Annotated in this window: 17 protein-coding genes; 1 reads left to right on the forward strand and 16 read right to left on the reverse strand. The window is 71.1% G+C overall.

The features are described from left to right. Window positions 1–22 precede the first annotated feature (22 nt). The 16 genes from ispG to ACFYZJ_RS12770 form a co-directional block, all read right to left on the reverse strand. Window positions 23–1,180, reverse strand: coding sequence for a flavodoxin-dependent (E)-4-hydroxy-3-methylbut-2-enyl-diphosphate synthase (gene ispG, locus ACFYZJ_RS12695; protein WP_388566245.1), 1,158 nt, complete (start codon window positions 1,178–1,180; stop codon window positions 23–25). A gap of 4 nt (window positions 1,181–1,184) precedes the next feature. Next, window positions 1,185–2,207, reverse strand: a complete 1,023-nt coding sequence (gene hpnH / locus ACFYZJ_RS12700; RefSeq protein ID WP_388566248.1) for an adenosyl-hopene transferase HpnH — start codon at window positions 2,205–2,207, stop codon at window positions 1,185–1,187. Window positions 2,208–2,212: 5 nt separating this feature from the next. Further along, window positions 2,213–2,854, reverse strand: coding sequence for a 1-hydroxy-2-methyl-2-butenyl 4-diphosphate reductase (locus ACFYZJ_RS12705; RefSeq protein WP_388566251.1), 642 nt, complete (start codon window positions 2,852–2,854; stop codon window positions 2,213–2,215). Further along, a complete protein-coding gene (shc, locus tag ACFYZJ_RS12710) occupies window positions 2,854–4,854 on the reverse strand; it encodes a squalene--hopene cyclase (RefSeq protein ID WP_388566253.1) in 2,001 nt (666 codons plus the stop codon). Before shc ends, ACFYZJ_RS12705 begins: the two co-directional genes overlap by 1 nt. 116 nt (window positions 4,855–4,970) lie before the next feature. Further along, window positions 4,971–6,107, reverse strand: a complete 1,137-nt coding sequence (locus tag ACFYZJ_RS12715; RefSeq protein ID WP_388566256.1) for a polyprenyl synthetase family protein — start codon at window positions 6,105–6,107, stop codon at window positions 4,971–4,973. Continuing rightward, entirely contained in the window at window positions 6,104–7,549 is a 1,446-nt protein-coding gene (hpnE, locus tag ACFYZJ_RS12720) for a hydroxysqualene dehydroxylase HpnE (protein ID WP_388566258.1), read from the reverse strand. The genes ACFYZJ_RS12715 and hpnE overlap by 4 nt, the downstream gene beginning before the upstream one ends. Then, window positions 7,546–7,686, reverse strand: coding sequence for a DUF6380 family protein (locus tag ACFYZJ_RS12725; RefSeq protein WP_388566261.1), 141 nt, complete (start codon window positions 7,684–7,686; stop codon window positions 7,546–7,548). The genes hpnE and ACFYZJ_RS12725 overlap by 4 nt, the downstream gene beginning before the upstream one ends. Beyond that, a complete protein-coding gene (gene hpnD / locus ACFYZJ_RS12730) occupies window positions 7,686–8,636 on the reverse strand; it encodes a presqualene diphosphate synthase HpnD (RefSeq protein WP_388566263.1) in 951 nt (316 codons plus the stop codon). Before hpnD ends, ACFYZJ_RS12725 begins: the two co-directional genes overlap by 1 nt. Then, window positions 8,633–9,535: a squalene synthase HpnC gene (gene hpnC / locus ACFYZJ_RS12735; protein WP_388566265.1), complete on the reverse strand. Its 903-nt coding sequence runs from the start codon at window positions 9,533–9,535 to the stop codon at window positions 8,633–8,635. The genes hpnD and hpnC overlap by 4 nt, the downstream gene beginning before the upstream one ends. Window positions 9,536–9,895: 360 nt before the next feature. Further along, the gene (locus ACFYZJ_RS12740) at window positions 9,896–10,684 is read right to left on the reverse strand and encodes an ABC transporter ATP-binding protein (RefSeq protein WP_388566268.1); all 789 of its coding nucleotides are present in this window, start codon (window positions 10,682–10,684) and stop codon (window positions 9,896–9,898) included. After that, entirely contained in the window at window positions 10,677–11,606 is a 930-nt protein-coding gene (locus ACFYZJ_RS12745) for an ABC transporter permease (protein WP_388566271.1), read from the reverse strand. The genes ACFYZJ_RS12740 and ACFYZJ_RS12745 overlap by 8 nt, the downstream gene beginning before the upstream one ends. Before the next feature lie 100 nt (window positions 11,607–11,706). Next, entirely contained in the window at window positions 11,707–12,579 is an 873-nt protein-coding gene (locus ACFYZJ_RS12750; protein ID WP_388566661.1) for a glycosyltransferase family 2 protein, read from the reverse strand. A 23-nt stretch (window positions 12,580–12,602) separates the two neighbouring features. After that, complete coding sequence (locus ACFYZJ_RS12755; protein ID WP_388566273.1) at window positions 12,603–13,382, reverse strand: CDP-alcohol phosphatidyltransferase family protein; 780 nt, start codon at window positions 13,380–13,382, stop codon at window positions 12,603–12,605. Further along, window positions 13,360–14,421: an iron-containing alcohol dehydrogenase family protein gene (locus ACFYZJ_RS12760; protein ID WP_388566275.1), complete on the reverse strand. Its 1,062-nt coding sequence runs from the start codon at window positions 14,419–14,421 to the stop codon at window positions 13,360–13,362. Before ACFYZJ_RS12760 ends, ACFYZJ_RS12755 begins: the two co-directional genes overlap by 23 nt. Next, window positions 14,409–15,161, reverse strand: coding sequence for a sugar phosphate nucleotidyltransferase (locus tag ACFYZJ_RS12765; RefSeq protein ID WP_388566278.1), 753 nt, complete (start codon window positions 15,159–15,161; stop codon window positions 14,409–14,411). Before ACFYZJ_RS12765 ends, ACFYZJ_RS12760 begins: the two co-directional genes overlap by 13 nt. Continuing rightward, window positions 15,158–16,966, reverse strand: a complete 1,809-nt coding sequence (locus tag ACFYZJ_RS12770) for a DUF5941 domain-containing protein (protein WP_388566664.1) — start codon at window positions 16,964–16,966, stop codon at window positions 15,158–15,160. The genes ACFYZJ_RS12765 and ACFYZJ_RS12770 overlap by 4 nt, the downstream gene beginning before the upstream one ends. Window positions 16,967–17,275: 309 nt before the next feature. Here ACFYZJ_RS12770 and galE point away from each other — a divergent pair, with 309 nt between their 5' ends. Continuing rightward, on the forward strand, window positions 17,276–18,256 hold the full coding sequence (gene galE / locus ACFYZJ_RS12775) for a UDP-glucose 4-epimerase GalE (RefSeq protein WP_388566281.1): 981 nt from the start codon (window positions 17,276–17,278) through the stop codon (window positions 18,254–18,256). Window positions 18,257–18,417: the final 161 nt, after the last annotated feature.

Here is an 18,417-nt window from a genome sequence, read left to right on the forward strand (position 1 = left end):
GCCCCCTCTCGGTCCGTGCTGTTCAACTCACGGTGACGGCCGGCGCTCCCGGCCCGACGCCGTCCTTCTCCATCCGCTCGGCGATCCTCATCGCCTCCTCGATGAGGGTCTCCACGATCTTCGACTCGGGCACCGTCTTGACGACCTCGCCCTTGACGAAGATCTGGCCCTTGCCGTTGCCGGAGGCGACCCCCAGGTCCGCCTCCCGTGCCTCCCCGGGACCGTTGACCACACAGCCCATCACCGCGACCCGCAGCGGCACCTCCATGCCCTCGAGGCCGGCCGTGACCTCCTCGGCCAGCTTGTAGACGTCGACCTGGGCGCGTCCGCACGACGGGCAGGAGACGATCTCCAGGCGCCGCTCCCTGAGGCCGAGCGACTGGAGGATCTGGATGCCGACCTTGACCTCCTCGACCGGAGGCGCGGACAGGGAGACCCGGATGGTGTCACCGATGCCCTGCGACAGCAGCGCGCCGAACGCCACTGCCGACTTGATCGTGCCCTGGAAGGCGGGACCGGCCTCCGTCACACCGAGGTGCAGCGGGTAGTCGCACTGGGCGGCGAGCTGCCGGTACGCCTCGATCATCACGACCGGGTCGTTGTGCTTGACGGAGATCTTGATGTCCCGGAAGTCGTGCTCCTCGAAGAGGGACGCCTCCCACAGGGCGGACTCGACGAGCGCCTCGGGGGTCGCCCTGCCGTACTTCTTCAGCAGCCGCTTGTCCAGGGAGCCCGCGTTCACCCCGATCCGGATCGGGGTGCCGTGGTCCTTGGCGGCCTTGGCGATCTCCTTCACCTTGTCGTCGAACTGCTTGATGTTGCCCGGGTTGACGCGGACGGCCGCGCAGCCCGCCTCGATCGCCGCGAACACGTACTTCGGCTGGAAGTGGATGTCCGCGATCACCGGGATCTGCGACCTGCGCGCGATCGTGGCGAGGGCGTCCGCGTCGTCCTGCGTGGGGCAGGCGACCCGGACGATCTGGCAGCCGGAGGCGGTGAGTTCCGCGATCTGCTGCAGGGTGGCGCCGATGTCCGACGTACGGGTCGTCGTCATCGACTGCACCGACACCGGGGCCCCGCCCCCGACCGCCACCGGCCCGACATGGATCTGCCGCGACATGCGTCGCTCGGCGATCGGCCGGGCCGGTACCTCGGGGACGCCCAGAGGAACGGCGGTCATCGCGTCACCCGCGGTTCTGCTGGACGGTCTCGCGCATGGCCCGCAGGGACTCCTTCAGGGAGCCCATGGTGGCGAGGACGGCGGTGGGCTCGTAGCCGCAGTGCGCCATGCAGTTGGCGCAGCGCGGGTCCTTGCCGCGGCCGTACTTGTCCCAGTCGGTCTTCTCGATGAGTTCGCGGTACGTCGGCACGTACCCGTCGCTCATCAGGTAGCAGGGCCGCTGCCAGCCGAAGAGCGAGTAGTTCGGGATCGCCCACGCCGTGCACGGGAAGTCGACCTTGCCCTCGAGGAAGTCGAGGAACAGCGGCGAGTGGTTGAGCCGCCAGCGGCCGCGGTTGCCGCCCGCGAAGGCCTTCTTGAACAGCTCACGGGTCTGCTCGACGCCCAGGAAGTGCTCCTGGTCGGGCGCCTTCTCGTAGGCGTAGGCGGGTGAGATCATCATCTCGTCCACCTTCAGGTCGTCGTTGAGGTAGTTGAGCACCTCGATGACGGTCTGCGGGGTGTCCGTGTTGAAGAACGTCGAGTTGGTGGTGACCCGGAAGCCGCGCCGCTTGGCCTCCTTGATGGCCTCCACCGCCTCGTCGAAGACGCCCTCCTTCGCCACGGACTCGTCGTGCCGCTCGCGCAGCCCGTCGATGTGCACGGCGAACGCGAAGTACGGGGACGGCGTGAACTTGTCCATCTTCTTGCGCAGCAACATGGCGTTGGTGCACAGGAAGACGTACTTCTTGCGCGCCACCAACTGCCGCACGATCTCATCGATCTGCGGATGCATCAGCGGCTCGCCACCCGCGATCGACACCATCGGCGCACCGGACTCCAGAACCGCTCCCACGGCCTGCGCCACCGGCATGCGCTGCTTGAGCACGCCCGCCGGGTGCTGGATCTTGCCGCAGCCCTCACACTTCAGATTGCAGGCGAAGAGCGGTTCCAGCTCCACGATGAGCGGAAACTTGTCCCGCCCGCGCAGCTTCTGTTCGAAGAGATAGGTCGCCACCTTGATGGACTGGCGCAGCGGCATGGCCATCTGGCTCACCTCCTGGGGAGCAGCAAAGATCGGTGCCATTCAAAGAAAACAGGCAGTACGGCACGAAGAACACGGAAAGCCGATATTCCACCGCGCAAGGTGCCGATACGGACGAGTTCATGTTCTGGAGCGTCCACGACCACCCGGACGGCCGCAACCGGGCGCGGCCCCGTGCGGACGGCGCTGAGGAGCGTCGCCGCGGACTCCATGTCGACCGCGATCGCGCCGGTCGCGAGCAGTTCCGACCGCTCCTGGCCACGGATGACGTGGTCCGATCCGGTGAGCGGTCCGGTGTGGACGGTGCGCCCCGGCAGGACGCGCACGAGTTCCTTCACGAGCAGGTCGGTGCCCTCGCACGGGGTGGTGCCGCGCGGGTCCCGGGTCTCCTCGGCGACGACCAGGTCGCCGGGGTGCATCCCGGGTGCGAGTCCCGCGCAGAAGCCGGTGGCCAGGACGGCCGCATGGGCGAACGCGGGGTCGCCGAGCGCCCGGGTGACCGAGCGCTCGGCCGCCCGGGGTCCCATACCCGTACGGAGTACGGTGACGGGCCCGTCCGCGCCGCCGTTGCCGCCGCTGCGCAGGGCGAGGTGCTCGATGCCGAGCGCGCAGGCGATCAGCAGCGGGGCCGGGTCGGGCTTCACGGTCATCAGCTCCCCTTGGCCTTGGCGAACGGCTCGCCGTGCACGTAGCGGCCCAGTGCGGTGAGCGGGAAGACCTGCCGGTAGAGGTGGTAGTTGATGGAGAAGTCCCAGGGGAAACCGGTGCCGGTGAAGTACGGCTCGTCCCAGGAGCCGTCCTCGTTCTGGGTCTGGGCGAGGAACTCGATGCCGCGTTCGACGGCCTTGGACTCGCTCTCTCCGGCGGCCAGCAGCGCGAGCAGGGCCCACGCCGTCTGCGAGGCGGTGGAGGCACCGCGGCCGCTCCACCGGCCGGCGTCCTTGTAGGAGCGCAGGTCCTCGCCCCAGCCGCCGTCGTCGTTCTGCACGCTCTCCAGCCAGGCGACGGCGCGGCGGATCGCCGGATGCGCGGCCGGGATTCCGGCAGTGACCAGGGCGGGCACCACCGATCCGGTGCCGTAGACGTAGTTGACGCCCCAGCGTCCGAACCAGGAGCCGTCGGGCTCCTGTTCCGCCAGCAGCCACTCGATGCCGCGGCGGGTGCGCGGGTCGTGGGCCAGGCCCTCGACCGCGAGCATCTCCACCACGTGCGCGGTGACGTCGGCGGACGGCGGGTCGATCACCTCACCGAAGTCGCAGAACGGCAACCGGTTGGGGAAGGGGCTCGTGTTGTCGACGTCGAAGGCGCCCCAGGCGCCGTTCTTCGACTGCATGCCGAGGTTCCAGCTCACCCCGCGCCCGATGGCCTTCTCCAGCCGGTCCCGGTCGTGGTGCCTGACGCGGCGCAGCGCGAGGACGACCTCCGCGGTGTCGTCGATGTCGGGGTAGTTGTCATTGTGGAACTCGAACGCCCAGCCACCGGGCTGCAGCTGGGGCCGGCGCACCGACCAGTCGCCGGGCCGGACGATCTGCTCGCCGAGCATCCAGTCGGCGGCCTTGACCAGCTGCGGGTGGTCGGCGGGCACGCCCGCGTCGGCGAGCGCGATGGTGGCGAGGCAGGTGTCCCACACCGGGGACTGGCACGCCTCGATCATCCGGGCGCCGTCCTCGCGCCAGACGGCGAAACGGTCCAGCGAGGCGATGCCCTCACGCATCACCGGGTGCTGGAGGTCGTAGCCGAGCAGGTGCAGGGCGATGATCGAGTACACCGCGGGCGGCTGGATGCCGCCCCAGCAGCCGTCGTTCTCCTGCCGCTCGATGACCCAGCGGGCGGCGGTGTTCATGGCGGCTCTGCGCAGCCGACGCGGGGCGACCTTGCGGAACTGGTGCAGCGCCTTGTCGAGCCGCTGGAACACGCCGTCCCAGCTCGCCACCGGGGCGAGGTCCCTCGCGGGGTTCGGGTCGTCCGGGTCTGTGTGCAGTTCGTCCAGCGGGAACGGCGCGGGACGCACCGGGCGCTTGGCGGAGACGATGGTGAGCGGCACGATGGTCTGCCGTGCCCAGCAGCCGAAGTCGTAGATGTTCAGCGGCATCCACTTCGGGAACCAGATCAGCTCCGGCGGGAGTTCGGGCAGGTCCTCCCACTTCCACCAGCCGAACAGGGCGAGCCAGATCCGGGTGAAGACGCGGGCGGCGGCGATGCCGCCCTGTTCGCGGATCCAGGCGGACGCCTTCGCCATGTGGGGTTCGTCCGGCGTGTCGCCGGCCAGGCGCAGGGCGACGTACGCCTCGATCGTGGTGGACAGCTCGCCGGGCCCGCCGTAGAAGGTGGCCCAGGTGCCGTCGTCGCGCTGCTCGCCACGGATGAACAGGGCGGCGGCGCGGGTGGTCTGCTCGTCACGGATGCCCAGGAACTGACGCAGGAGCAGGTCCTCGGCGTCCATCGTGACGTTGGTCTCGAGGTCGCCCTTCCACCAGCCCTCGGCGTCCTGCCGCGCGAGCAGGAAGTCCGTCGCACGCCGCATGGCACGCTCGGCGGCCTCTCGAGTGCCCCCGGTCCCGGCCGCCTCCGGGATCGGTTCGCTGGTTTCGCTGGCCGAGGCAGCGCGGGGCGGCACGGCCCCGGGGCTTCCGTCGGTCGTCGCTGTCATGGCTTCCCCTTCGTGCAGTCGTGCGAGTCGTGCTGCTGTGGGTCCGCCGTCGGCCGGTGCGCGTGCGCTCAGGGCACCGGCCGGCGACTACGCGAGGTGTATTCGACCGATAGTGATCATCTCTTTCGTACGACGACGAAGTCGGCGAGCGCCGTGAACCGCGCCCGCACCTCCTGGGGCATCCGGACCGAGTCCAGGGCCTGGACGGCGATCGTGTGCTGGCGACGCGCCTCCTGAGCGGTCCATTCGCGGCCGCCGGCCTCCTCGATGAGGGCGGCGCGCGCGGCGAACTCCTCCTCGGAGAAGTTCTCGAAGTCGCTGCTCTTGGCGTCCTCGGCGAGCAGTTCGCCGAGCCGCTCGGAGGCCTCTCCGCCCGCCGCGAGCGCGGCCACGACCGGCAGGGACTTCTTGCGCTGGCGCAGATCGCTCCAGGTCTGCTTTCCGGTGGCCTCCGGGTCGCCCCAGATGCCGAGGAGGTCGTCCACGGCCTGGAAGGCGAGGCCGAGGTGGTAACCGTACTTCTCGAGCGCGTCGGCCGTCGCGTCGTCCGCACCGCCGAGCACGGCACCGATGGAGGACGCGCAGGCGAGCAGGGCGCCGGTCTTGTTGCCCTCCATCTCCAGGCACTCGGCGACGGTGACCCGCTCGCGGTGCTCGTAGGAGATGTCCTGTGCCTGACCGTCGATCAGGGCGCGGGTGGCGGTGGTCAGCCGGCGGGTGGCGCGGCCGGCCTCGACGGTGCCGAGTTCCAGCAGGATCTCGTTGGCCAGGGCGAACAGGGCGTCACCGACGAGGATGGCCTGGGCGGGGCCGTGCACCTTCCACACCGTGTCGCGGTGGCGGCGCTGTTCGTCGCCGTCCATCAGGTCGTCGTGCAGCAGGGAGAAGTTGTGCACCAACTCGACGGCGACCGCCCCGGGCACGCCCACCTCGGGGGCCCGGCCGGCGGCCTCGGCGGACAGCAGGGCCAGCGCGGGACGCACGGCCTTGCCGCCGTCCCCGTCGGCGGGGTTGCCCGCGGCGTCGATCCAGCCGAAGTGGTAGGCGGCGACGGTGTCCATGGGCGGCGCCAGGCGGTCGACGGCCGTCCGCAGCACCGGGGTGGCCAGGGTCCGGCCGCGCTCCAGGAGCACGGACACGTCCACCGCGGTCCTCGGGGCGGCCGTCTCGGCCGGGGGCACAGTGGGCACGGTCTCTCCTCTTGTTGCGATACCGGGGGTGCGGGGGCCCGTTTCCAGCGAATCGACGCTCATGCCGCCTCCTCGAAGAGATCGGGGAGGTGGGCGCCGGACCGGCCCAGCGCGCCGAGTGCGGCACCCGCCGCACCGATGCCACTGCGGACCGCGCTCTCCATGGTCGCGGGCCACCCGGTGGCGGTCCACGCTCCGGCCAGGTACAGGCCGGGGGCCTTGGTGCGGGCGCCGGGCCTGAGGCGCCCGACGCCGGGGCTGGGGGCGAACGTCGCCGTGCGCTCCCGGGTCACGAAGAAGTCCTTCACCTCGGCGCCGCGGGTGGCGGGCAACAACCGCTCGAGTTCCGGCAGATAGCGCTCGCGGAGTACGGCGACCGGCTCGTCGATCTCCGCCTGGGCGGCCGACTGCGACAGTGCCAGGTACTGGCCCTCGCGCAGGCCGGAGGCCTCGGTGCGGTCGAAGACCCACTGGACCGGGGAGCCGAGCGCCGCGAAGAACGGGCGGCTGAGCACCTTGCGGTCGTAGACGACATGGACGTTGAGGATCGGGGCCGTGCCGATGTCCAGCAGCCGCTCGGGGGCGTCGAGGGCGCCGGGGGGCAGCAGATCGTGGGCCTCGCGTTGCGGTACGGCGAGGACGACGGCGTCCGTTTCGATGCGCTCGCCGGGAACCTGAACGCTCCAGAGCCCGTTTTCGTCAGTGGAGATGGAGGTGACGCGTGTACGGACCTCGGTACGAACGCCCGCGGAGTCGAGCGCCTTGCGGGCCAGCCGGTCGTGCAGTTCGCCCAGCGGGACGCGTGCCCAGCCGATGTCGGCCGCGCCCGGGTCGGACAGCAGACCCGTCTTGAACACCATCGCGGCGAGCCCGAGCGAGGCGTCGCCGGCCACCGCGTTGAGGGTGGCGACCCCGACCAGGTCCCACAGTGCCTCGACGGCACGCGCCGACTGACCGTGCGCGGCCAGCCAACTGCCGAAGTCCTGCGCGTCGAGCGCGGGGTCCGCGAGGTCCAGTGCCCGAAGCGCCAGTGCGGCACGCCCCACCTTGGCGCGCTCGGCCAGCGAGAGATGCGGATAGGTGGCCAGGCTGCGCCCGAGATGCAGGGGTACGGGCAGCGCGTCGCGCCGTAGTCTGCCGAGCCGCCGTCCCGGTGCCGCGTTCGCGTCGAGGACGGGCACGTCGAGACGATCCTGCAGCGGCGCGAGCGTGGTGGCGTCGATGCGGTCGAGGAACCAGCGGTACGCGGTGCAGCAGCGCAGGTAGACGTGCTGGCCGTTGTCGACGGTCAGCTCGCCCCGGTGGAAGGAGAACGCGAGACCACCGAGCCGCGGCCGTCCCTCGAGCAGAGTGACCCGCACCCCGGCGTCGGCGAGCGCCAGCGCCGCCGTGATCCCGGCGAGCCCGCCGCCGACCACCACGGCGGACGTCCCGGGCGAGGACGGCACGCCGCGGCGGCCCGAGGTGTCCGCGGCCGGGTCCTCCACCTGGGTGCCGTCGCTCATCGTGTTTCCTCCCGTGCCGGTCCACCGTGGTGTTTGAACGATGCACGGCGGGCCGTCGCAGTCAGGGACGCCGCGCCGCACCGGAGGGTTGCCTGCCGCTTTTCGGAGGTGGCGAGGGAAGAGACCGGGGAGTCCATCACACACGCCTCCTGACGGTCCGACGGGAGACGTTCCGCGCGTCGAGCCCCGACAGGCCGCGCACCGCCACGTACGCCTTCTCCCGACCGGGCAGCGAGACACGGCCGCGCAGCACGGCCTCCGGGTCGCGCTCGATGCGGTCGAGGAGCCGGCGGTAGATGCCGGCCATGGCGGCGACACAGGCGCCGCTGCGCCGGTCGAGCATGGGCAGCAGCCGGTAGCCCTCGGCGAAAAGGGCGCGGGCCCGACGCACTTCGAAGTGCACGAGGCCCGCGAAGTCGGAGCCCTCGGGTGGAGTGGGTCCGTGGAACCCGGCCGAGCAGCCGAACTTGGCGAGGTCGTCGGCGGGGAGGTAGACGCGTCCGCCCTCGGCGTCCTCGCGGATGTCCCTGAGGATGTTGGTGAGTTGGAGCGCGAGCCCTAGCGTGTCTGCATACTCCGGCGCACGCTCGGTACCGCGCGCCCCCGGTTCCGTGCCGAACACACCGAGCGAGAGCCGTCCGATGGCCCCGGCCACACAGCGGCAGTAGACCTTCAGATCGTCCCAGGTCTCGTAGGTCTCGCCGTGTACGTCCATCAGGACGCCGTCGATGAGCTCGTCGAGGCCACCGAGCGGGATCGGGAAGTGCTGGGCGGCGTGGGTGAGGGCTACCGCGACCGGGTCGGTGTCGTCCTCGGAGACCTCCTCATCGCGGATACGGCCCAGCAGCGCACGGGTCTCCTCCAGCCGTGCCGTCTTCACATCGGCCGCCAGCGCGCCGTCACCGATGTCGTCGACGCGCCGGGAGAACGCGTAGAGCGCCGACATCGCGCGGCGCTTCGGCGTCGGCAGGAGCCTGATTCCGTAGGCGAAGTTACGGGCCTGCTGCCCGGTCACGGCCTCGCAGTAGCGGTACGCGGCGAGTACCGGTGGGGACACGTGTTCTTCCGACTCCACGGTCCGGATCACCCCTCTCCTCGCAGAGTCACGCCCACCTCACGCAGCAACCGGAGCTTGCCGGGCTTGGGCGGGCCGGGAAGTACGTCGTAGTGGGCTGCGGCGATCGCGTGGATGGCCGCCCTTCCTCCCGCCACGAAGCCCGCGAGCAGCAGCTTCAGCCTGCCGTGGACGCTACCCACCAGGGGGGCGCCTTCATTCAGGAGATCGCGGGCGCGTTCTGCTTCGTACGCGACCAGTGCGCGAACCGATGCGCCCGCCGTGGGCGTGGCGAGGTCCGCCTCCTGGACGTGGAAGCGTTTCATGTCCGCGGCGGGCAGATAGATGCGGTCGCGGCCGAGGTCCTCCGCGACGTCCTGGAGGTGTTCGACGATCTGCAGCGCCGTGCAGATCGCGTCGGAGCGGCGCACTCGCTCGGGAGTGGAGGTGCCGGTCACGGCCAGGACGAGGCGGCCGACCGGATTGGCGGACAGTTCGCAGTAGGCGAGGAGGTCGTCGTACGTCTCGTACCGCTTGACGAGCTGGTCCTGGCGGTTCGCCGCGATCAGGCCGAGGAACGGCTCGGGGGTGAGGCCGGCGCGCCGGACCGTGGGCTGCAGCCGGCGCAGCAGGGGATGACGGGGTGTGTCGTCGAAGACCCGGCGCAGGTCGGCCTCGAAGGCGTCCAGGAGGGCCAGGCGGTCCTCGGCCTGATCGGGCGACACGCCGAGCAGGCGGGCGTCGGATCCACCGGGCGCGAGGTCGCCGTCACCGATGTCGTCGACCAGCCGGGCGAAGCCGTAGACGGCCATGAGGTCCGCCCGCCACGCCGTCGGCAGGAAGAACGGCGCCACGGGGAAGTTCTCGTCCGCGGCCTTGTCGAGGGTGTCGCGCTCCGGGTCGCCGGTGCGCGCCGTCCCGGCTTGCGTCACCGCTCGCCGCCCGGCGCGGAGACGGCGCATGCCCCGCGGAGCTGGAGACTTTCCGTAGCCATTGCCGTCACATCTCCCGTTCTACACCGCCGACCCAATACATCCTCTTTCGGACACGCCGCCCGGCTGTCCGTGCAACGCGACAGGTGTGGGGGTGTAGGGCATTATCGCCCCACTTGCCGCGAATCAGCACCGTTACAGCTTACGTTGTACAACGCAGCGAGGTTCCGCGGGGTGTCCTGCGCATCACAACAACACACCGATTGGTGCCAAGATTCCCGAGACAAACCCGAGTTGACGTTTCCTTTGCAGACGCACGGCCCCGCCGAAACGTTGCGACGGGGCCAGGGGCTGCACGGATTACTTGCCCGTGAACTTCTCGTACTCCTTGAGGACCTCTTCTGTGGGGCCGTCCATCCGGAGTTCACCGCGCTCCAGCCACAGGACGCGGTTGCAGGTGTCACGGATGGATTTGTTGTTGTGACTGACCAGAAACACCGTGCCCGCCTCCTTGCGCAGTTCCCGGATGCGTTCCTCGGAGCGCTTCTGGAAGGCGCGGTCGCCGGTGGCGAGCGCCTCGTCGATCATGAGGACGTCGTGGTCCTTGGCGGCGGCGATGGAGAAGCGCAGCCGGGCGGCCATGCCGGAGGAGTAGGTGCGCATCGGCAGGGTGATGAAGTCGCCCTTGTCGTTGATGCCGGAGAAGTCGACGATCTCCTGGTAGCGATCCTTGATCTCCTCCCGGGACATGCCCATCGCCAGGCCGCCCAGGATGACGTTGCGCTCGCCCGTCAGGTCGTTCATCAGGGCCGCGTTGACGCCGAGCAGCGAGGGCTGGCCGTCGGTGTACACCCTGCCCTTCTCGGGCGGCAGCAGTCCGGCGATGGCGCGCAGCAGGGTGGACTTGCCGGAGCCGTTGGAGCCGATCAGGCCGACGGCCTCGCCGCGGTAGGCGACGAAGGACACGCCCCGGACCGCGTGCACCTTGCGCACGCCGCGCGCCGCCTCGTCGGAGCCCCGCTTCAGGATGCGGCTGAGGGCCGCGGTCGCGCTGCCCTTGCCGGTCTTCGCGCCGTTGACGCGGTAGACGATGTGCAGGTCGTCCGCGATGACGGTGGGCACCCTGGCCCCGGTGTTCTGCTCAGCCACGGCCGTACCGCTCCTCCGCCTTCCAGAAGTACACGAACCCGCCGGCGAAGACGACGACGGCCCAGAACAGTGCGATGGCCCACACGTGCGGCGGGAGGTTGGCGGCGCCGTAGTGCTTGATGAGCGCGAAGCGCATCAGGTCCATGTAGACGGCGGCCGGGTTGACCTGCAGTGCGCGCACGACCCATTCGGGGCGGCCGGCGAGCATGGTGTGGAGGGAGAACATGACACCGGACGCGTACATCCAGGTGCGCAGGATGAAGGGCATCAGCTGGGCGAGGTCCGGGGTCTTGGCACCCATCCGCGCCACGATCAGGGAGAGGCCGGTGTTGAAGAGGAACTGCAGCACCAGGGCCGGGATGATAAGCAGCCAGGACAGCCTCGGGTAGCTGCCGAACCCGATGGCGACGGCGAACAGCACGATCATCGAGAAGAGCAGTTGTTGGAGCTGCTGCAGCGCGAACGAGATGGGCAGCGAGGCGCGCGGGAAGTGCAGGGCCCGCACGAGGCCCAGGTTGCCGGAGATCGCCCGGACGCCCGCCATGATCGAGTTCTGGGTGAAGGTGAACACGAACACGCCGGTCACCAGGAACGGGATGTACGTGCCGTGCGACATGCCCCGGCTGGCCTTCAGGATCAGCCCGAAGATGAAGTAGTACACGAGCGCGTTCAGCAGCGGCGTGGCGACCTGCCACAGCTGGCCGAGCTTGGCCTGGCTGTACTGGGCGGTGAGCTTCGCCTGCGAGAAGGCGAGGATGAAGTGACGCCGTCCCCACAGCCGGCGGACGTAACGGACCAGTCCGGGCCGGGCGCCGCTGACCGAGAGCCCGTACTTGGCGGCCAGCTCGGCCGGGGTCAGCCCGCCGTCGGCCGACAGGCCGGCGGTCACCGCGACGCGCCCGTCATGCGTTGTCTCACTCACAGGTTGGCAAACTCTCCGTTTTCGGGATGCGCGGACGTCCCGCGCGCGGGCGTGAGCCGGGATGTGGGTCCCGCCCGCCGGCTTCCGAGTACCGAGCTTGTCAGATCACCGGGGGCCGGCCCAGTCGGGCAAGCCGCCAGACCGTACGCCACCGCATGGGGCGGCGGGGCCCGCACGGGGTCGTCCAGCCCTCCCGGAAGCCGCCGAACCAGGCCCTCAGAGCGGCCCTCGAAGGGCGGCGCAGCAGTGTCAGGAGCATCCAGACACCGAGGTACACCGGAACGAGGACGGCGGGCAGGTTACGGCGGGCGAGCCACACCCGGTTGCGGGCGACCATCCGGTGGTAGACCGCGTGGCGGGAGGGCGCGGTCGTCGGGTGGTACAGCACCATGTCGGACCGGTAGTCGATCATCCAGCCCGCGTCCAGGGCCCGCCAGGCCAGGTCGGTCTCCTCATGGGCGTAGAAGAACTCGTCCGGCAGCCCGCCGACCTCGGCGAACACTTTCGTGCGGACGGCGTTGGCGCCCCCGAGGAAGGTGGTCACCCGCGAGGAGCGCATCGGGTCGGAGGCGCGCAGTCGGGGCACATGGCGGCGCTGGGTCTCGCCGGTGTCGGGGTCGGCGATGCGGAAGCTGATGATGCCGAGCCGCGGGTCGGCGGCGAAGGCCTCGCGGCACAGCTCGGCGGTGTCGGTGCGGGCGAGGAGGCCGTCGTCGTCCAGGAAGAGCAGCACGTCGACGTCGGTGCCACCGGGCCCGAAGGCCTCGATGCCGACGTTGCGGCCGCCGGGGATGCCGAGGTTCTCGGACAGCTCGATCGTGCGGACGCCCTCGGGGACGTCCGGGACCGGGGAGCCGTTGCCGACCACGACCACCTCGACGGGGTCTCCGTCCTGCTTGGCCACCGAGTCCAGGAGGGCCCGCAGCTCGGCCGGGCGGTTGCCCATCGTGATGACGACGGCCCCGACCTTCATGGCGCCGCCCCGTGCGGGGCCGCTCACTTCAGCCTGCTGGAGGCCAGGACGGACACGAGGTGCAGCACCGTCTGGAGCAGTGCGATGCCGGCCAGCACGGCGACGCCGAGCCGCTCGAAGAACAGGTCGCCCCGCACCGTGTCCACGATCGCCAGGACCAGGATCAGCAGGGACGCCTCGATGCCCAGGATCAGCCGGTGGAACTTGAGCGCGGCGGCGGCCCTGCGGGCCAGGGCCATGCCGGAGGAGCGCATCTCCGAGGCGGCCTCCTTCACCGGCGGCAGCCCGTTCTGGTGCCGGGCCACGCCGACCAGGTCGGTCTCGGCCTTGATCAGGATGGCGCCGAGCGCGGCCAGCGTCCCGAGGAAGGCCCACAGCCAGTCGATACGGCCGCTGCCCCACGGGTCGGCGTCCCGGAGGCCGAAGCCGACGAGCACGGCGGCATCGGTGAGGTAGGCGCCCACGCGGTCCAGGTAGACCCCGCCCAGCGAGTACTGCTTCTTCCAGCGCGCGACCTCGCCGTCGACACAGTCCAGCAGCAGGTACAGCTGGACGCACACCACGCCCAGCACAGCACCCGGGATCCCCGGCACGAGCAGTGCCGGGGCCGCGAGCACGCCGAAGACGGTCATCAGGTACGTGAGCTGGTTGGGCGTGACCCTGGTGTTGACCAGGTAGCGGTCGACCCGCAGGGACACCTCTCGCATGTAGAGGCGTCCCATCCAGTGCTCACCGCTGCGCCGGTCCTTCACCCCTGCCGGGTGGACGACGGGCCGGAGTTCAGCTACCGATGGCCTTGACATAGTCGGCGTAGGTGTCCTTGATCTGTTCGGGCTTCAGGTCGAGGTGTTCGAGGATCGTGTAGCGGCCGGGGCGGGTCTGCGGGGCGTACTCCACGACCCGGACGAACTCGTCCACCGTGAAGCCGATCTCCTGCGGCAGCACGGGCAGCCCGTGCCGACGCAGCACCTCGGCCATGAACGCCGACTCCTCGTGCGCCCCGCGCAGGTACATCGCGAAGGCGGCACCGAGGCCGCACTGCTCGCCGTGGGCGGCCGCGCGCTTGGGGAACAGCAGGTCGAAGGCGTGGTTGATCTCGTGGCAGGCCCCGGAGGACGGGCGGGAGTCGCCCGACACGGACATGGCGATGCCGGTGAGGACCAGTGCCTCGGCCAGGACCTGCAGGAAGCCGTCGTCGCCGACGCCGCCCGGGTGCCGGAGCACCGCCTCACCGGCCTGCCGGGCCATGGCGGCGGCGAGACCGTCGATCTTCTCCCCGTTGACGCGGTTGGACAACTCCCAGTCCGCGACCGCGGAGATGTTGGAGATGGCGTCGCCGATGCCGGAGCGCACGAAACGGACGGGAGCCTCGCGGATCACGTTGAGGTCGATGACGACGGCGATCGGGTTCGGCACGCCGTACGAGCCGCGGCCCGCGTCGTTGTCGAGGGTCGCGACCGGCGAGCACAGGCCGTCGTGCGCGAGGTTGGTGGCGACGGCGACGAGCGGCAGGCCGACGCGGGCCGCCGCGAACTTGGCGCAGTCGATGATCTTTCCGCCGCCCAGGCCTACGACCGCGTCGTAGCGGCCGGCCTTCATGTCGGCGGCCAGCCGGACCGCGTCGTCGAGTGTGCCGCCGCCCACCTCGAACCAGGTGGCGCCGGGCAGGCTCGGGGCGAGCCGCTCGCGCAGCCGGGCGCCGGAGCCGTCGCTGACCGCGACGGCCAGCTTGCCCGCGTGGGAGATGCGCTCGTCCGCGAGCACGCCCGCCAGGTCGTCGAGGGCACCCGGGCGGATGTCGACGACGACCGGCGAGGGGATGAGCCTCGTCAGTACCGGCACGCGATCTCCCGCCCCCGGGCCAGGTCGTCGTGGTTGTCGATCTCGACCCACGGGACGTCGCCGATCGGCGCCACGTCGATCTTGAAGCCGCGGTTGACGAGCTCCTGGTAGCCGTCCTCGTAGTACAGCTGCGGGTCGCGCTCGAAGGTGGCCTTCAGCGCGTCGGCCAGTTCCTCGGCGGCCTCGCCCTCGATGAGGGTGACACCGATGTACTCGCCGGTCGCCTCGGCCGGGTCCATCAGCTTGGTGATCTTCTGGACGCCCTTGTCGGTGTCGACGACGACCTTCATCTCCTCGTCGGCGAGCTGCTTCACCGTGTCGAGGGCGAGGATGATCTTCTTGCCCTCGCCGCGGGCGGCGAGCAGCGTCTTCTCGACGGAGACCGGGTGGACGGTGTCGCCGTTGGCGAGGATCACGCCGTCCTTGAGGGCGTCACGACCGCACCACAGGGAGTAGGCGTTGTTCCACTCCTCGGCCTTGTCGTTGTCGATCAGGGTGAGCTTCAGGCCGTACTTCTGCTCCAGGGCCGCCTTGCGCTCGTACACGGCCTCCTTGCGGTAGCCGACGATGACGCCGACCTCGGTCAGACCCACCTCGGCGAAGTTGCCGAGCGTCAGGTCCAGGACCGTGAGGCTGTCCTGCGCGCCCTCGGGCCCCACCGGCACCAGAGCCTTGGGCAGGGTGTCGGTGTAGGGGCGCAGGCGCCGTCCGGCGCCGGCCGCCAGCACGAGGCCGATCATGCGGGTTCTCCTTCATCGTGTACGGCGGGCGCGCCACCCTTGTGGGCGGCCACCCAGAAGCGGATGCTCTCGACGAGCACCACGAGGGCCACGTACCCGGCGAGAGCCGTGAGCGCGACCTCGAACTGTGCCGCGGTGAGAGTCGCGGCCAGAACCGTGACGAGCAGCGTCCGGCCCTCGTGCCCCCCGATCGCGCGTACCAGCCAGGGCGGCGGCGCGCCGGCGTCGCCGCGGATGCGGTACACCGTGTCGTAGTGATGGTAGGCGACGGCCGCCACCAGCCCGAAAGCCGCCGGGAGCACTCCGTTCACCCCGGCTTCGGCCGCGAGGATCAGGACCGTGCCGTATTCGGCGGCCCGGAAGAGCGGGGGAACGAGCCAGTCGAGGGAGCCCTTGAGGGGCCGGGCGAGGGCCAGAGGCGACTGGAGCACGTAGAAGACGGCGCCCAGGACGGGCCACCAGCTGCCGTATCCGGCGAGCGAGGCCGCGAGCACGACCACGGCGCCGCCGACCAGGGCGGTGTACGCCGGAGCCCGCAGGGACACGCGGCGTGCGACGCGCGTCAGCAGCTCGGCGAGCGGGCCGCTGTCCGTGAGGTCCGCCAGCGCCCGCGCGGCCCGGTCGGTGCGGCGCGCCTTGCGCGTCACCGACCGCAGCACCCGCCCCGCCGTGGTGTAGGTCGCCGCGAACGCACAGCCGATGAGCAGCACGACGAAGGTGATACGAGGAGTGGTGGCGGCCGTCAGGACGGCTATGAGTGCCCACCGCTCCCCGATCGGCAGAACGATCATCCGGCGCACCCACACCGTCCAGCCGACGCTGTCCAGGCGGTCCGAGAGGGCCGCGGTGGGACTGGTGTTGGCGGTGGCGTCGTGGTTGGCCTCGTTGAAGGCGAAGTCGACCACGTGCCGGCACGTCTGCAGGATCATCGCGCCGAGCGCGAGGGCCCACACGTCGTCGCCGCCGCGAGCGGCGCCGAGGGCGAGGCCGGCGTAGTAGGCGTACTCCTTGACCCGGTCGAAGGTGGCGTCGAGCCAGGCGCCGAGCGTCGAGTACTGCAGGGAGTAGCGGGCGAGCTGGCCGTCGGTGCAGTCGAGGACGAAGGAAAGGATCAGCAGGACGCCCGCGGCTATGAAACCGCCACGGGTGCCGGTGGCCGCGCTGCCCGCCGCGATCAGGGCGGTGAGCAGCGAGGCGGTGGTGACCTGGTTGGGGGTCAGGCCCCGGCGGGTGCACCAGCGGGCGATGTAGCGCGAGTACGGGCTGATGAAGTGGGTGGTGAAGAAGCCGTCGCGGGCCTTGACGGCGCTGCGCAGCCGGACGGCCTCGTCGTCGACGGCGGCGACGGCCTGCCGGGCCTCGTTGCGGGACTGCGGGTCGGTGGGGACGGCGGCGACCAGCGTGCCGAGCTCGGGGCGGTGGACCGGGATGCCGTCGGCGTCGAGGGCGGCGGCGATGCGCTCGGCGAGGTTGTCGGTGACCACGGCCGCCCCGCCGGCCGCGGCGGAGTTCTCGCGGGTCAGGGCGCGGGTCAGGGCCTGGCGGGCGGTGGGCTGGGCGGTGACGGCGCCGGGCACGGCGGCGGCCGGGAAGCGGGGGTCGGTCAGACCGAGGCGCAGCGCGTGCAGATGCCCCACGAAGCGGGCGTCGACGATCGCGACCCGCTGGCCCGCCGGCACGGCGGCGAGGAGCGTCTCGGCGTCACCGGTGCCGGTGGCGACCCGCACGTCGAAGCCGAGGGACCGCAGATCGCCCTCGAGCGACGATCCGGGGACCGGCTGTCCGGTGAGGATGGCGGTCGACAGACGAACTCACTCCCTGAAGGCCCGACGCGTACGGGCGCCGGTCATGTGTGCGGTGCGGTACCCCCGGGCAGGGGCCGGGCGGCATGTCGGCAGAGGCTATCGGATACCTGGAAGCCCGTGTTCACCGGGCGTTCATGGGCTGATCAACGCGGTCTGAGCGGCCGCCGCCGCGATCATCATCGGGGATGGGAGGGGCAGGCCACAAACCGCGGGTCCGGATCTCCCCATTCACGACATCCGACCTGTTCACGACATCCGACCGGGCCGGGGCCGAGGGGTGTTCGCCGGACGGGCATAGGGTGAGGCTCCATGACATGGCTGATCACCGGCGGGGCCGGGTACATCGGAGCTCATGTGGCGCGGGCGATGGCCGCCGAGGGTGAGCGGGTCCTCGCCCTGGACGACCTCTCGGCCGGCGTTCCCGCCCGGCTTCCGGAGGGCATCGCGCTGGTGCAGGGCTCCGCGCTGGACGGCGAGCTGCTCAAGCGGGTCCTGGCGGAGCACGCGGTGACCGGTGTGGTGCACCTCGCGGCGCGCAAGCAGGTCGGCGAGTCCGTGGAGCGGCCGACGCACTACTACCAGGAGAACGTGGGCGGTCTCGCCACGCTGCTGGACGCGGTCGCGGAGGCCGGGATCAAGCGGTTCCTGTTCTCGTCGTCCGCGGCCGTCTACGGCAACCCCGATGTGGACCTCATCACGGAGGACACCCCCTGCGTCCCGATGAGCCCGTACGGCGAGACGAAGCTCGCGGGCGAGTGGCTGGTGCGGGCGGCGGGCCGCGCGCACGGCATCGCGACGGTGTGTCTGCGCTACTTCAACGTGGCGGGCACGGCGGCGCCCGAGCTGGCCGACACGGGCGTGTTCAACGTCGTGCCGATGGTCTTCGACCGGCTGACCCGGGGCGAGGCCCCGCGGATCTTCGGTGACGACTATCCGACACCGGACGGCACCTGCATCCGCGACTACATCCACGTCGCCGACCTCGCCGAGGCGCACCTCGCGGCGGCCCGGCGGCTGGCCGGGGGCGCCACGGGCGACCTGACGGTCAACGTCGGCCGTGGCGAGGGCGTCTCGGTACGGGAGCTCGTCACGCTCATCGGCGCGGTGACCGGTGACACCACGCCCGCGGTCGTCGAGCCGCGCCGCCCCGGGGACGCGCCCCGCGCGGTCGCGTCGTCCGCGCTGGCCGAGCGGGAACTGGGCTGGTCCGCCCGGCGCGGCGTGCGCGACATGGTGGAGTCGGCCTGGCAGGGCTGGCTGCTGCACCACCCGGAGGCTCGCCGCGACTGAGCGAGATGTGCGCCCCTTCCCGGGGTACGCGGGGGTGCGCCAGGTGCGTAGCGCGTACAGGGCGCGTACGCGGGGCGTGGGCCGGGCCGGGCGCCCCCCGTGCGGTTCCGCGTCCGTGGCGCCGGGCACGATCAGGTATCCGACCGCTTCCGGCGTCCCCC

It is taken from the genome of Streptomyces sp. NPDC001848, from assembly GCF_042891915.1.
Taxonomy (GTDB): Bacteria; Actinomycetota; Actinomycetes; order Streptomycetales; family Streptomycetaceae; genus Streptomyces.